This is a genomic window from Plesiocystis pacifica SIR-1, from assembly GCF_000170895.1.
Classification (GTDB): Bacteria; Myxococcota_A; Polyangia; order Nannocystales; family Nannocystaceae; genus Plesiocystis; species Plesiocystis pacifica.
Genome location: NZ_ABCS01000039.1, coordinates 39,328 through 52,693, shown reverse-complemented (window position 1 = coordinate 52,693; position 13,366 = coordinate 39,328). Strand labels below are relative to the sequence as shown.

The 13,366-nt window shown below is 70.5% G+C and carries 13 protein-coding genes; 8 read left to right on the top strand and 5 right to left on the bottom strand.

All coding sequences use genetic code 11. The features are described from left to right. Nucleotides 1-115 precede the first annotated feature (115 nt). From PPSIR1_RS48095 to PPSIR1_RS20235, 4 genes are all read right to left on the bottom strand, one after another. Nucleotides 116-1,285: a hypothetical protein gene (locus tag PPSIR1_RS48095; protein ID WP_045116390.1), complete on the bottom strand. Its 1,170-nt coding sequence runs from the start codon at nucleotides 1,283-1,285 to the stop codon at nucleotides 116-118. Between the two features lie 61 nt (nucleotides 1,286-1,346). Further along, nucleotides 1,347-2,765, bottom strand: a complete 1,419-nt coding sequence (locus PPSIR1_RS48090) for a hypothetical protein (protein ID WP_006972999.1) — start codon at nucleotides 2,763-2,765, stop codon at nucleotides 1,347-1,349. A 53-nt stretch (nucleotides 2,766-2,818) separates the two neighbouring features. After that, complete coding sequence (locus tag PPSIR1_RS20240) at nucleotides 2,819-4,222, bottom strand: DUF1501 domain-containing protein (protein ID WP_006972998.1); 1,404 nt, start codon at nucleotides 4,220-4,222, stop codon at nucleotides 2,819-2,821. Between the two features lie 55 nt (nucleotides 4,223-4,277). Further along, nucleotides 4,278-5,942, bottom strand: coding sequence for a DUF1549 domain-containing protein (locus PPSIR1_RS20235; RefSeq protein WP_006972997.1), 1,665 nt, complete (start codon nucleotides 5,940-5,942; stop codon nucleotides 4,278-4,280). Nucleotides 5,943-6,388: 446 nt separating this feature from the next. On the opposite strand from PPSIR1_RS20235, the gene PPSIR1_RS20230 reads away from it, so the two are divergent. The 8 genes from PPSIR1_RS20230 to PPSIR1_RS20195 all read left to right on the top strand — a co-directional run bounded on the left by PPSIR1_RS20230 (nucleotide 6,389) and on the right by PPSIR1_RS20195 (nucleotide 12,485). Further along, nucleotides 6,389-7,033 carry a hypothetical protein gene (locus PPSIR1_RS20230; protein WP_006972996.1) on the top strand — a complete coding sequence of 215 codons (645 nt, stop codon included), beginning with the start codon at nucleotides 6,389-6,391 and terminating at the stop codon, nucleotides 7,031-7,033. Nucleotides 7,034-7,343: 310 nt separating this feature from the next. After that, on the top strand, nucleotides 7,344-7,898 hold the full coding sequence (locus PPSIR1_RS20225; RefSeq protein ID WP_006972994.1) for a hypothetical protein: 555 nt from the start codon (nucleotides 7,344-7,346) through the stop codon (nucleotides 7,896-7,898). Continuing rightward, nucleotides 7,895-9,094 (top strand): hypothetical protein, encoded by a 1,200-nt coding sequence (locus PPSIR1_RS20220; protein ID WP_006972993.1) that lies wholly within the window; start codon nucleotides 7,895-7,897, stop codon nucleotides 9,092-9,094. The genes PPSIR1_RS20225 and PPSIR1_RS20220 overlap by 4 nt, the downstream gene beginning before the upstream one ends. After that, nucleotides 9,094-9,669: a hypothetical protein gene (locus PPSIR1_RS20215; RefSeq protein ID WP_006972992.1), complete on the top strand. Its 576-nt coding sequence runs from the start codon at nucleotides 9,094-9,096 to the stop codon at nucleotides 9,667-9,669. Before PPSIR1_RS20220 ends, PPSIR1_RS20215 begins: the two co-directional genes overlap by 1 nt. A 68-nt stretch (nucleotides 9,670-9,737) precedes the next feature. Then, nucleotides 9,738-11,132 carry a cytochrome P450 gene (locus tag PPSIR1_RS20210; protein ID WP_006972991.1) on the top strand — a complete coding sequence of 465 codons (1,395 nt, stop codon included), beginning with the start codon at nucleotides 9,738-9,740 and terminating at the stop codon, nucleotides 11,130-11,132. Nucleotides 11,133-11,328: 196 nt separating this feature from the next. Further along, complete coding sequence (locus PPSIR1_RS48085) at nucleotides 11,329-11,493, top strand: hypothetical protein (RefSeq protein WP_006972989.1); 165 nt, start codon at nucleotides 11,329-11,331, stop codon at nucleotides 11,491-11,493. 66 nt (nucleotides 11,494-11,559) lie between these two features. Further along, nucleotides 11,560-11,802 (top strand): hypothetical protein, encoded by a 243-nt coding sequence (locus PPSIR1_RS20205; RefSeq protein WP_006972988.1) that lies wholly within the window; start codon nucleotides 11,560-11,562, stop codon nucleotides 11,800-11,802. 212 nt (nucleotides 11,803-12,014) lie between these two features. Next, nucleotides 12,015-12,485: a hypothetical protein gene (locus tag PPSIR1_RS20195; protein ID WP_006972986.1), complete on the top strand. Its 471-nt coding sequence runs from the start codon at nucleotides 12,015-12,017 to the stop codon at nucleotides 12,483-12,485. Between the two features lie 216 nt (nucleotides 12,486-12,701). Here PPSIR1_RS20195 and PPSIR1_RS20190 read toward each other — a convergent pair whose 3' ends face one another. Further along, entirely contained in the window at nucleotides 12,702-13,325 is a 624-nt protein-coding gene (locus tag PPSIR1_RS20190) for a class I SAM-dependent methyltransferase (RefSeq protein WP_045116398.1), read from the bottom strand. Nucleotides 13,326-13,366: the final 41 nt, after the last annotated feature.

The following is a 13,366-nucleotide window of genomic DNA, read 5'->3' as shown; positions in this document are numbered from 1 at the left end:
GCGCGACGACGGTCGTGCTCGGGTCATCGTCGCAGTCGATGTAACAACGCGTCGCGAAGTCATGCCCCATGATGGCTCAGCTCCGCGACGCTGTCGCCTCTTTCGGGGCGCCCGCTCAGACCCCGCAAGCGCCCGCGACCGCGAACGCGGCCTCCGCGAAGAAGTCCCCGTAGCTCGTCGCGCACGCGTCGCCCACCATCCCGTGGGTGAAGCGCTGGGTGAACTCGATGAGCCGCGGCGCCAGCTCGGCGCCCTCCTTGCCGTCCCACTGGAAGCCGGGGCAAGCGTTGGGCTTGGCGTGACCCACGAGGCTGAGCACGGACACGCGATCGTCGACGCCCTCGACGATGGTGCTCAGCTCGTCGGCCCAGCTGTCCGGGTTGCCCGCCGAGCCCCACGCCGTCACGGTCTCGAGGTCGTCCTCTTCGTCGGTCAACAGCACCACCACCAGCGCCGAGTCGTCGCGCACGAAGCCCATGTTCGCCCCGGGCTCGGGGCCGCCGACCACGTTGGCCGCGGGCCCCAAGGCGGTGAGCGCCATCTCCATCGGTCGCTCGTCGGGGCTGCCCGCCGTGCCCACGGCCAGGGCGCAGCTCAGGCCCGCGTCGAGGGCGGCGTTCATGCCCCCGGCGTGGGAGATGAAGGGCAGGCCGGACTCGGCGAAGAAGCTGCAAGCGGCGCCGCCCGGGCTGCGGACCAGGTCGGCGCTGTCCGTGGTCACGGCGCCGACTTGGAAGGTCACGTCCTCGGGCACGAGCTTGGCGATGTCGTCGATGAAGCCTCCGGCGGCGGCGAGCAGCTTGCCCTGCTCCTCGGCCATGGTGTCGGAGTTGTCGATGACGAACAGCAAGTCGACGCCCGTACACGGCTCGAGGGCCGCGCCGCCGCCGTCTTCCTCGCCCGAGTCCGCCCCGTCCGTGCTCCCCTCGTCCTCGCCCATCCAGTCGGCCCCGTCGTCCCCCTCGTCGCCGTCGGTCTCGCCGGCTCCGTCCACGCCAAAGCCGACCATCATCGTGTCCCCGTCGACGTCGAGCGCCGCTCCCTCGTCGGCGCAGCCCGAGGACCCGAGCAGGGTGAGCAGCGCCCCGAGCATCGCCGCGCCCGCGGCCAGCGAACCCACGCCGAGGCCAAAGCGGGCCTCTCGACGCGCGGCCACGGCCTCGTCGCGGCTGCGCCAGGGCTCCCGCGCGGGGCGGGTCATCGGCGGGGTCGGGTAGCGACTCCACGACTGGGACAGGGAGGCAGAGCTGTGGGCGCTGGGGTGATTGGAGGGCCGGATCGACATGGCGAAGTTCCTCGGGGTGCGTGGGGTCGGGGGTCGGAGGTCGGAGAAGCGTGGGGGTGGCTCAGTCGTTGGCGGCGCCCTCGATGATCCACTGGCGGACGATCCCGATCGAGGTCTCGTCGAGGGGGTCGCCGCCCTTGGGCATCTGCACCCCCGACAGGCCGTTGCCGGTCAGCTTGGTCATCAGGTAGCTGTTGGTCGGGTTGCCGGGCTCGACGAGGGCCTGGCCCGGGTTCTGGGCCGAGCCGCCGAGCAGCGCGTCGTAAGCCTTGCCCGCGCTCAGGTCGAGGTCGGCGGCCGGCTGGGTGCCGCCGTGGCAGCCCCCGAAGGCGCAGCTCTGATCGAGGATCGGCTGGACGTCCTCGCTGAGGCTGTGGCCGCCGCTGACCGCCCCGCCGCCGAAGGTCTGGGCGAAGTCGCAGTTGGCGTAGTCGATAGCCAGGCCCAGGTCCTCGGCCGCGCCCTCCCCCGCGGTGCTCTCGATCCAGCACGCCAGGGCGATGACCTCGGCGGAGCTCAGGGGCTGGTTGGCCAGGGGCATCGGGCTGCCGGGCACGTTGCCCTGGAGGCGCTGGAGCAGGTAAGAGCGCGCCGTGTCGCCGGGCTCGACGAGGGCGTAGGGGTCGTCGGCGCCGAAGGTCCCGTTGCGGTTGGGGTCGCCGCCGACCAGGGCGCTCTCGAGCAGGTTGAGCTCGGCGTCGGTCAGCAGGCTCAGGTCGGCGATCTCGAGCACCTGCCCGTAGGGCTGCCAGACCACCGAGCTCAGCGCGCCCACGGCCAGGGCCCCCGACTCCGTCTCGCGCTCGAAGGTCACGGCCTGGGGCTCGCCCGCGTAGAGCTCGCTGGGGATGGCCTCGCGCAGGTGCACGGCGGCGGACACCGGGGTGCCCTCGGCGTCGGTGATGAACTCGACGTAGGCGACCTCGGCGGTCACGAGCACGGGCTCGACGGGGGTCGGCTCCTCCGGGGGAAGGTTCGGGTCGTCCCCCTCCTGCACCGGGTCCGGCAGCGGCGGCGGGGTCAGGTCCACGACCACGCGATCGCCCACGGGCTCGCAGCCGTCGAAGGTGTCGGTGATGTCGTCCTTGTCGAGGTTGCAGCGCTGGCCGATGGTCGCCAGCATCGACGAGGGGGTGCGCAGGTCCGGGTACTCTTTTTGGTTGTGGCACACGCCCTCGTTGGGCGTGCAGGTCCGGGTGATGACCTCGCCGTGCAGCGTGGGGTAGTCGGGGAACAGCGCCATGGCCTCCTCGACGGCCTCGTGCATGCCCGAGCCCTCCTCCCCGCCGGAGCCCTCGTCCCCGTCGCCGTCATCGCCCGCGTCCTCGCCGGCCTCCCCGTCCGCGGCTCCGGTCTCGCCCTCGCCGAGCAGGACCGCGTCCTCGCTCTCGGGCGCGGCGCAGCCGTTGGCCAGGGTTGCGAGCAGGGCCAGGGTGCTGAGGGTGGTCAGGGAGAGCAGCAGGGAGGGCTTGGCGGTCATCGTCTCGATCTCTCGGCGCGAAAGGGTCGGCAGGTGGAGGGGTCCGGCGCGGTCTAGAAGATCGCCGTCAGCGGCTCGATCCCGGGGAAGTAGGGCTCGGGGTCAATCTCGAGCACGGCGAGCATCATGGCCATGTGCGAGATGGTGGAGAAGGCCGGCTCGCCCGCCTCGACCTCCATGGTCGCGGGGTGGGTCGCGCCGAACTGCTGGCCCGCCTGGCTGACGAGTCCGCCCATGTAGGGGAAGGCCTGGTTGCGCGAGCCGGGGCCGCCGGTGTGGTCCGAGCCGCCGCCCGAGTTGAAGCCGCCGCCCATGACGTTGTCGCGGCCGAACTCCGAGGTGATGGTGATCAGCGTGCGATCCCAGTAGCTGCCGCCCTCGGGGTGCTCCATGAGCTGCAGGGCCACGCGCAGCCCCGACAGCGCCCGGGCGACGTCGTCGGCGTTGGCCTCGTAGGAGGCCATCTCGTTGCTGTGCGTGTCCCAGCCCCGGCTCTCGACGAGCACCGCCGCCGAGCCAAAGCCCATGAAACGCAGCGCCAGGGCCAGGTCGCGGCCCAGGCTGCTGGTGCCCAGGCAGGCCTCGAGCATGCGGTTGGTGACGCCGTGCATGCCCGCGTCGAGGGAGCCCTCGACGTCGATGGTCGGGTGGGTGAACACGGCCTTGAAGGCCTCGACGTTGCCCTTGCCCTTGCGGATGCGCTCGAGCAGGGCGCGGTCGCGGTTGCTCCGGCGCAGGGCCGCGGCGCCGTCGAGGGACTCCTCGAGGGTCCGGGCCCACTCGGGCTGGGAGCCGCCGTTGTCCCCCGACTGGGCGGCGAACTCCGAGTAGCTGGGCACCATCACCGGGGCGATGGACTCGTAGGGCGTGCCGAAGGGCAGCGTCGCCCCGCCGGTGCCGATGACCACGGGCGGGAAGGCGGGCTGGCCGACGCCGACGTTGTACTTGTGGTGGCCGTGGTAGATCATCGACATCAGGCCCGGGCCGCCGGCCTCGCGCCCGCTCGAGATCACGTTGCGCGCCGTGGCGTGGTTGCCGATGCCCGTGGCCGCGCCGGGGACGTGGTCGATGGTGGTGAGGACGGCGAGCTCGTTGCTGATCTGCGGCAGCGAGGGCACCTCGAAGCCGAGCACGGGCACGCTGTCGGCGTAGGCCTCGGCCTGGAACACGCCGCCGACGGTCCAGTGGGTCCCCTCGGCGCCAAGCTGGGAGCCGTAGGGGTTCCAGCGCGAGTCGACGTTGGCGTTGAACATCGGCACCGTCCGCCCGCCGCCGTTGAGGTTGATGACCAGGACGTAGTTGTCCTTGCTCGCGGGCAGCTCGGCGGCCTTGCTCAGCTTCGGCGTCCAGATGAAGGGCGCGGCCGAGGCCGCGGCCAGGCCCCCCACGCCGACGCGCATGAAGTCGCGGCGAGAGGTCAGCAGGGGCTTGCGGGTGGGCTTGGACTGGGCGGACATGGCGGGTTCTCCAAAGCGGGCGGTCGGTCGGAAGTCGGGCGAAGGTCGGTCGAGCTCAGTAGGCGATCAGGTCGGCGGACTTGAGCACCAGCCGGCAGGTCTCGGTGGCGAAGGCGGTCGGCGTGCAGTTGAGGTCGTCGCGGCACAGATCCACGCCGGCCATGACCCCGTCCATGGCGTCGGCCGGGATGGGCTTGACCAGGGCCGAGGCGTAGACCTGGTCGGCGGCGACGCGCAGCGCGTCCTCGGTCTTGTCGCTGGGGTCCTCGATGACGCCCAGGGGGAAGATCGGCGAGCTCTCCGTGGCCAGGCCGCACAGCTCCTCGGTGATCGTCGCCTGGGTCAGGGCCGCGATCAGCCCGGTCCGCAGCTCGCGGAGGGCGTCGACCTGATCCGGGCAGCCGCCGAGCAGGGCCGCGCGGTCGCGGAAGCCGTAGTCCGGGGTGCCCTCGGCGGTCAGCGGGTAGTCGTGGGGGTGCATCCCAGACGCGCCGCTTTGGACCTCGGGGTAGCGGTGGTCGCAGTGGCCCAGGTCGACGCCGGTCAGCTTGGCCGCGGTCGTCAGCCAGACCTCGGCGTCCATGAGCTTGAGCGGGCCGTGCCAGTAGGGCGGATCCCAGTGGTCCTCGTTCTCGTCGACGGCCTCGGCGTACTCGTTGCTCGCGCCGTAGAGCTGCGAGGTCAGGATGGTCCGCTCGAGGGCCACGACGTCGCCGCCGGTCTCGACCATGAGCGCGACCAGGCGCTGGCGCACCGCCGGCAGCTCCGAGCCGAGGTCGTAGCCGAAGTAGCGCTCGAGGGTGTCGTCGACGAAGCTCTCGTAGAAGGCCTCGTGGGCGGCGATGAGCTCACCGGGGCGGCGCAGCACGCCGAGCTGCGAGGCGCTGAGCTGGGCGTGGGGGATGACGTTGGCGCCGTTGGGGTCCATGTCGCCAGGCACCGGCGTCTCGATGACCACGGCCTCGTCGCCCCACAGCTCGCTGTGGCACTGGCCGGTGAAGGGCGCGGCGCACTGGCGGGTGTCGAGGACCACCCCGCGCGCGTTGGCCTGGAAAGGATCGGGCGTGTCGCGCTCGTCCCACATCCGCCACAGCGGCATCAGGGCCACGCGCTCGGCCGGGTTGGCGTCGCGGCCCAGGAAGGCCAGGAAGCTGTAGGCGACCAGATCGAGGCCGTCCCAGCGACCGAGGAAGGCCGGGTGGGTCGTCGCCTCGACGGCGAACTCGCCCAGGGAGGTCTCGCCGGTGTAGAGCTCCCCGGCCTTCGCGTCGAGGTCGGCGATGTCCTGCCAGCGAGCGATCGCCGAGGTGAAGTGGAACACGTCGGCCCAGTGGCGCTGGCCGAGGCGGACGTAGTCCGGCCGGCTCATGAAGTCGTCGACGATGGCCTCGGTGCTCCGCCACTTGCACGACTCCTCGTAGTCGTGGTCCGTGGGCGAGGAGCCCAACAGGTCGATCCACAACCGGCGGCACAGCTCGACCTCGTCGGCCGCCGCGAGCTCGACACTCTGCCCCTGGATCCGCACGCACGCGGCCTCGTCGAGGATGTTGTCGAAGCTCAGCGCCGCGCAGATCGCCTCGGCCTGTTCGTCGCCCTCCCCGCCCTCGGGATCAGTGCCCTCGTCCGCCGAACCGCCGCCATCGGCAGCGCCCGCGTCTGCGCCCTCGTCGCTCGCTCCGGTCTCGCCAGCGTCATCCCCGCCGAACTCGGCGGAGTCCACGCCGTCCTCTCCAGTACAGGCGGAAAGCAGCAAAATCGTGGCTCCGAGGGCTCCAAGTGCGGTTTTGGTGGTCATGTCGTTTTCTGTATGACGTGTCAGCTACTGTGCGAGCTGTACTGACTTATCCTACATCTCCCACCTCTTTGTTAGACGACTCACCTCCTCCCGATCAAGACAAAATTTGATTTTTCTGCCGATTTTTTGGGGGCGCTCATTTAACGCCGTAAACTGATCGGTCGACCAATTCATCCGCAGCGGGGCCCTCGATGACCCGCCAGCCAGGCCCGGCGGAGGGCCGCCGAGGCGGACCTGGAGCCGGTCGCCAGCGGCGACGCTCGGATCCCGATCGCCAGCGGATGAGCACGCCGATCATCATTAACGATTGACTCCAACTGTGCTGATTTGACCCCGTGGATCCTCGAAGGCCGCAGGGGTAGGCTGCGCGCATGCGCCTCTCCCCCACCCGCACCGCGCTCGCCTCCCTGGCCCTCTTGCTCCCCCTCGCGCTGACGGCCTGCGTCGTCCACGTCAAGAAGGGCTCGGGGAGCGACACCAGCAAGCCCAACACCGACGGCAGCGACGCCGACGAGGCCAAGCCCGACACCGCCACCGAGACCACCCCGGAGGAGGACGCCGACAGCGATCCCGCCCGCGCCGAGGCCCCGAGCCTGGCCGAGTGCCCCGCCGAGGCCCCCGAGGGCGGCGCCAACTACTGCACCGAGGACGGCAAGCTCGCGGCCTTCAGCGGCCCCGTCGACAGGGTCAAGGTGCCCGAGTCTGCCGAGAAGCTGTTCTACCAAGAGGGCACGGACACCGAGCGCAAGACCTACCTGGCCATCTCCGCCGTCGGTGAGACCCTCTACATCCGCCACGTCACCTGTGAGAACTGCCGCCGCGTGCTCGGCAAGGGCTACACCGCCCACCTCGATCACATGAGCGAGGAGCAGGTCAAGGCGCTCCAGGCCGAGCTCGGCCTCGACGCCGAGGTCGCCGCGCTGACCACCGCCGCCGCGTGGAAGGACTTCGCCAGCAACGAGCGGGGCATGGGCACCCTCGTCGGCCTGGCCGCCAAGGCCGAGGGCGAGCTCTAGTCGGCCGGTCGACCCGCCGACCGCTGCACCAACAAACGAAAGACCCCGAGGACGCTCGACGGAGACGGCACCCCAGTGCCGACTTCGTCGAGTGTCTCGTCGTGCTCGCGCACGTCATCGAGGGCCACTCAGAGGGTCGGCCAAAACGAGTTTGGCCAACCCTCTGTCTACTTTAGCCGTCGTGGACGACGCCACGCCCTCCCTGCCCCACGTCCACGACTCAGAAAGCTCCCCCGCCGTTAATCCATGCGCGCGACATCGGTATTGCCCCGATGTCCGCCGAGCGTCGACCGCTCGCGGAGGAGTCCCCATGAACCGCAAACAACCACTCGTCTCCACAGACTCATCCAGTCTGCGTCCCCTCGCGCTCGTCGGCCTGCTCGGCTTCGCCATCGGCTGTGGCCTGCACGCCCTGCCCGCGTCCGGCATGCCTGCTCCCCAGCCGAGCCCCAGCGCCGACCCCGTCGAGGCCGACACCGGCCACGAGCTGCTGTCCCGGGTCCCCGGCCCCGAGCTGACCCTGCAGAACATCAGCGAGGGCCCCGTGGCCCTGAGCTTCCACCCCACGTTGCTCGGCCCCGACCGCGCCGTGCTCGAGCGCAGCGAGGCCGTCGAGGCCCGGATCGAGCGCGGAGCCGAGTTCTCCCACGCCCCGCGCTTCGAGGTCCCCGACGGCTTCTACACCCTCGAGCTCGAGTTCACCGCGGCCCCCCTCGGGGCGCGCGACGAGGACCGCACGGACCGCGGCCTGATCGAGTGGCGGGTCGAGATCGTCGACGGCCGCACGACGACCGCCGACGACAACGCCTGGCTCGCCGCGATCCAGCCCGCCGACGTGACCGGCGAGATCGGAGGTGCCCGATGACCGCCCTCGGCAACCGCAAGGCCCGCACCTGCGCCGCCCTCGGCGTCGGCCTGGTCGCCGCGCTGTGGGGCGCGGAGGCCTCGGCCGCGTCCGGCGTCATCGAAGGGCGCTTCACCTTCACCCAACGCACGGGCGGCTACTGCGACAGCGCGTCCATGGACTGCGCGGGCTCGAAGTACGACAGCACCGACTACGACACCGCCCAGCCCCTGCGGCACGCCCGGCTCGAGGTCCGCGACGGAAACTTCAACTACCTCGGCTCGTGCGGCACCGACAAAAACGGCGACTTCGAGTGCAGCTGGTCGAGCTCGGGGACGCCCTCGAACCTCTACGTCTACTTCCGCTTCGAGGACAAGAACCAGCGCTTCATCGTCTACCAAAACAACGGGACGGACCGCTGGTACTACCGCAAGTCCGTGAACCCCCAGCTGTCGAACCAGTCGGTCGGCACGGTCAACGTGCCGGCCTACGGCTTCACCTCGCTCTACGACGTGATGCAGCGCTCCTACTACGGCTTCCTCAAGAAGTCGGGGCTGATGCAGTCCCGGTTCACCGGCATCAAGGTCCTCTACGACCACCCCGACTCGGGCGGGTGGGCCAACGGCGCCCAAAAGCGGATCCAGATGGGCTTCAACCGGACCAACACCATCAACGCCGCGCACGAGGCCGGGCACATCGCCGACTACCTCGCCAAGCCGCGCAACAGCCACAACGGCTGGGGCTACAACTCGAACTCGGGGCACTCGCCCGAGTCCCACGAGTGGCGAGGCTTCGCCATCAGCGAGGCCCTCGCCGACCTGGTCGCCGTCGGAGCCTACTGGTCGTTGTCGAGCTCGAACGAGCCGCGGCTGTGCATGTACGAGGCGACCGACGAGTGCACCACCGACCCCGACCTGGACATGGAGACCGCCGACGGCTCGTGCGGGATGAGCGGGCCCAACAACTCGCGCACGCGCGTGGCCACGACCCGCTTCTTTTGGGACATCATCGACTCCAACGACTCCGTCGACGCCAACCTCTACGACATCTACGAGATGATCGACTCGCTGCCCGCGGGTGATAACTGGGGCCAGGCCGACTCGGCCGCGAGCGACATGGACAGCTTCCACCAGTGGGAGTTCGCCACGCAGTTCAACGCCCTGCGCGGGATCAACGTCTCGACGCCCTACTTCAACAACTGCATGGGGCATTTCTGATGCTCGACCCGCACCGCACCCTTGGCGCCGTGCTCGTGTTTGGCCTGTGCGGACTGCTCGGGTGGGTCGCGGGTGTCGGCGCGGGCAACGAACCCGCCGCGGTCACCGAACACGGCGATCACGATCACGCGCGCGAGGCTCCGCCGCGCCACGGGCACGCGCACCGCTCCCGCCTCGCCGCACATCGACCGCACTCGCCAACGCGTTCGCTGGCGGAGTCTGGGGAGCGAGAGTCGAGCGCGCGTCCTCCGGGCCTTCGCAAGGCCGTCGATCCCGAGTACGCCCAGGCCTGCGAGCGCTCCGAGACCTGCGCGGACGGGCGCGCCTGCATCGACGGCGCGTGCGCGCACTGCATCGCCGACCACGAGTGCGAGGGCGACCTGCTGTGCGCGCGGGATCGCTGCGTCGCGCCTGACGATGTCGCGTGCACCCGCGACGAGGACTGCGGCGCGGGGAGCTACTGCGTCGACGATGTCCGTGCCCACGGGCCCGCGCGCCGCCGCCATTTCACGGTGTGCACGGCGGATGTCGAAGGCGACGCCGACTCGCGAGTCGTCCTCGCCGAGCGACGCTAGGCGTGGCGTCCTCCACACCCCGGGTCGAAGCTCGGGCTTGGGCCCGGGGTGTATGCTAGCTGCTGCACATGGACGGTTTTCGCGCGTCTAAAAGGGGTCGCGGCGGGGGCTCACCCCGCCCGCCAGGCAAGCGGGGTCTGCCGATCATCGGCGAGACCATCGAGTTCCTCCGCGACCCCACCGCCTTCACCACGAGCCGCCACGATCGCTTCGGCTCGATCTTCCACACCCACATCCTCGGCAAGCCGACGGTGTTCATGCGCGGGGCCGCGGCCAACCACTGGATCTACGCGGGCGACGGCAAGTACCTGCGCAACGAGTGGTCGCCCGCCATCCAGCGCCTGCTCGGCCAGACCAGCATGGCGATGATCGACGGCGACGAGCACAAGGCCCGCCGCAAGCTGCTCGCGCCCCACTTCAAGCGCACGGTCATGGGCGAGTGCGTCCCGCCCATGCTCCGCGTGGCCCGCAAGCACCTGCGCCGCTGGCAGACCGACTCCGAGCTCGGGCCCATCGCCATCGTCCCGCGCATGCGCGCCCTCGCCTTCGAGATCACCGCGACCTACGTGCTCGGTGAGTTCAGCGATCTGGGCGTCGAGCTCGACGCCTTCAGCCGCGACTTCGAGACCACCACCAACGGCATGTTCGTGCTCGCCCCGGTCGCGCTGCCGGGCACGGCCTTCGCCCGGGCCGTCGCCGCCCGCGAGCGCATGTTCACGGTCCTCGACGACCTCGTGCGCCGCCGCGACGCCGAGGAGCGGAGCAGCCCCGACGTGCTCTCGACCCTGCTCCGGGTCCGCGACGACCAGGGCCGCCCCCTGCCCCGCTCGACCATCGTCGACGAGCTCCACCTGCTGCTCTTCGCCGGCCACGACACCACGGTGGTCGCGACCTCCAACGCCGTGTTCCACCTGGCCCAGCACCCCGAGGTCGCCGCCAAGGCCCGGGCCGAGCAAGACGCCATGGACACGCGGGCCTACACCCTCGAGAGCCTGCGGGCCATGCCCTACCTCGAGGCCATCATCAAGGAGAGCATGCGCTTGATCCCGCCGATCGGCGGCGCGTTCCGGGTGATGACCCGCGACGAGGAGTACGGAGGCTTCACCATCCCCGAAGGCTGGCGCATCGCCATCGGGCCGCGCAGCGTCCACCGCGACCCCGAGCTCTACCCCCAGCCCGACCGCTTCCGCCCCGAGCGCTGGCTGGACGCGGCCGAGAACGACGCCCGGCCGCCCTTTTCGTGGATCCCCTTCGGCGGCGGCCCGCGGACCTGCCTGGGCATGCACTTCGCCATGCTCGAGATGCACATGGTCCTCGCCATGCTCCTGCGCGGGCACGAGTGGGCGCTGAGCCCCGGTCAGGATCTGGGCCACCACAACTTGCCCTTCCCCCTGCCCAAGGGCGGCGCCATCGTCGAGCTGCGCCCGCGTGACGCGAAGGGCGAGGCCAAGGCCCGGGTCTAGCCTCGGTTGACTCGGTCACCGACTCCCCCTCGCCCTCACGTGGCGAGGACCTGCAGCTCATCGCCGGGCTGCTCGCCCACATGATCCATCAGCAGCTGCGCCACCCCGAGCAGCGAGGGCGGCTCCAACGAGAACCCGAGCGCCGTCGAGGAGTCGCGACATCGCGCGGCCGCGGACACCCAACCCCAGCTTGGGGATGGGCCCCCACACCTGCCTGGGCGCGCACCTGGCCCGACTCGAGACGAGGAGCGCCCTCGCCACCTCGCTCCGCCGCTGCCCCGGGCTCGCGCTCGTCGACGAGGGCTTCGAGTGGTCGCCCTCGATCTTCCACGTGCCCGAGCGGCTGCGACTCCGGATCTAACCAGGGCCCTCTGCGGCAGCCCACTCGTGACGTGCGTTCGGCCGGCAAATCTCCGATCATTCAGCCGTGGCCACCTGGCTCATCCTCCTCGCCCTCCCCGCCCTCATCGGCGCCGGCATCGTCGGCGTCGTGCTCATTCGTCGCAACGCCGAGCCCGCCCGCGCCGCGACCATCCTCGAGCCGACACCGACCGAGGAGGAGCCGCGCTACCGCTTCGGCAGCGACGTCGACGTGCACGCGCCCCGCGAGGCCGAGAGCACCGTGCCCGAGTCCGTGCGCCGGCCCAAGCTCGACCTTGGCGGGAACTAGCACCGCTCGCCCTCCGCCTCGCGCTTGGCTTCGATCCTCGCCACCTCCCGCTCGAGCTCGGCGATGTGGCGTTCATCGCGGGTCCGAGTCTCGCGCCAGTCCTCGAGCTGCTCCTCGGCGCTAGCGAGCGCACGCTCGGCGCCGCTGCGTCGTCCGCATCGGACGGCGAGGGCCCGCCCACTCCCGAGCACTCCCAGGCTATGCTAGCGACCATGCGAACGAAGCTCCTGGCCATCACAATCGGCGCCCTCGCCCTCGCCTGCACCCACGAGCCCAGACCCGGCGAGTCCGTGGGAGAGGTCTGCACCCTCGCCAACGACGGCGAGGAAGTCACGGCCTCGGGCTACGTCGTCGCCCCCTTCTTGACGGTCAGCTGCAAATACGACTGCTCCGTCGACCTCTCCCCATCCCGAGAACGCACCGAACCCAGCTTCAGCCTCGACTTCCCCGTGGGCGACGGGCCCGGGACCATGGACCCCATCGGCTGGAAGGGCGAGAAGCCCACCCAGTTCGGCCAGATCCAGGAGCTGAAGCGCTCGGACTTTCGGCTCCGCGACGACACCGGCACGCCCTTCACGCTCGGGGACGTGGTCCGAGTGACGGGTGTGCTCGAGTCCAGGATGGTCAGCAACGGCGAGCGCCTCGTCTGCACCATGGACGTGAGCAAGGTCGAGAAGCTCTGATCCGCGGGCGTGGGGCAGGGAGGGTGTGGCGTCGTCCGCGACGGCGAAAATAGACAGAGGGGCGGACAGGACTTGTTCTGGTCGACCCTCTGAGCTCTCCTTTGCCGCACGCCTTCTCAAAGACACGACCCTCATCGTTGCCCCACGACCAAAACGGAGGAGCGGACAGCGACGAAGCGCCCCGGCTCCCAAGCGCCCGTGGGGGCAAGACAGCGCTCAGTCCAGCGCCGGCAGCTCGCCGACGATGAAGTAGCGCATCGGCCCAAAGCGGACGTCCGCGCCCTGGCCCTCGAGCAGCTCGGCGCGGATCGGCTCGACGTGGAACCACTCCAGCCACTTGCGCAGCCCCTTGGCCGCCGGGCCGGGCAGGCCCTCGAGGTCGCAAAAGTCGACCACGACCACCTTGCCGCCCGGGGCCAGGGAGGCCTGGGCGTTTTGCAGGGCGGCGACGGGCTCGGCGACCATCGACAGGCAGTAGGAGAAGAGCACGCGATCGGGGCGCTCGCCGCCGAAGGGCTCGGTCATGTCCGCGTCCTCGGCGAAGCCGTGGATCGCCGACAGCCACGGGAGGCGCTTGCGGGCGTGGCCGAGCATCTCGTCGCAGGCGTCGAGGGCCGCGTACTGGGCCGAGGGCCGCCCCTTGTGGAGCAGGTCGAGGTTGCGGCCCGTGCCCACGCCGACCTCGATGAGCTTGGACCACTCCTCGCTGAGCAGCTTCTCGATCACGCCCTCGCGCCCGAACAGGTAGTAGCGGCGGGTCAGGTCGTAGAAGTGCCGGGAGACGCCGTAGTAGCGGTTGAGGAAGTCCCGGTGTTCCGTGCGATCAGCTGCAGCAGGCATGGCGGTCTCGGGCCGAGGGTAGGAGCTGCGGCCACCGAGGA

What these genes read in the sequence shown, in the direction of transcription:
- PPSIR1_RS48095 (WP_045116390.1), bottom strand. Translation starts at nt 1,285, where the DNA reads ATGTCGATCCGGCCCTCCAATCACCCCAGCGCCCACAGCTCTGCCTCC.
- PPSIR1_RS48090 (WP_006972999.1), bottom strand. Translation starts at nt 2,765, where the DNA reads ATGACCGCCAAGCCCTCCCTGCTGCTCTCCCTGACCACCCTCAGCACC.
- PPSIR1_RS20240 (WP_006972998.1), bottom strand. Translation starts at nt 4,222, where the DNA reads ATGTCCGCCCAGTCCAAGCCCACCCGCAAGCCCCTGCTGACCTCTCGC.
- PPSIR1_RS20230 (WP_006972996.1), top strand. Translation starts at nt 6,389, where the DNA reads ATGCGCCTCTCCCCCACCCGCACCGCGCTCGCCTCCCTGGCCCTCTTG.
- PPSIR1_RS20225 (WP_006972994.1), top strand. Translation starts at nt 7,344, where the DNA reads ATGAACCGCAAACAACCACTCGTCTCCACAGACTCATCCAGTCTGCGT.
- PPSIR1_RS20220 (WP_006972993.1), top strand. Translation starts at nt 7,895, where the DNA reads ATGACCGCCCTCGGCAACCGCAAGGCCCGCACCTGCGCCGCCCTCGGC.
- PPSIR1_RS20215 (WP_006972992.1), top strand. Translation starts at nt 9,094, where the DNA reads ATGCTCGACCCGCACCGCACCCTTGGCGCCGTGCTCGTGTTTGGCCTG.
- PPSIR1_RS20210 (WP_006972991.1), top strand. Translation starts at nt 9,738, where the DNA reads ATGGACGGTTTTCGCGCGTCTAAAAGGGGTCGCGGCGGGGGCTCACCC.
- PPSIR1_RS48085 (WP_006972989.1), top strand. Translation starts at nt 11,329, where the DNA reads ATGGGCCCCCACACCTGCCTGGGCGCGCACCTGGCCCGACTCGAGACG.
- PPSIR1_RS20195 (WP_006972986.1), top strand. Translation starts at nt 12,015, where the DNA reads ATGCGAACGAAGCTCCTGGCCATCACAATCGGCGCCCTCGCCCTCGCC.
- PPSIR1_RS20190 (WP_045116398.1), bottom strand. Translation starts at nt 13,325, where the DNA reads ATGCCTGCTGCAGCTGATCGCACGGAACACCGGGACTTCCTCAACCGC.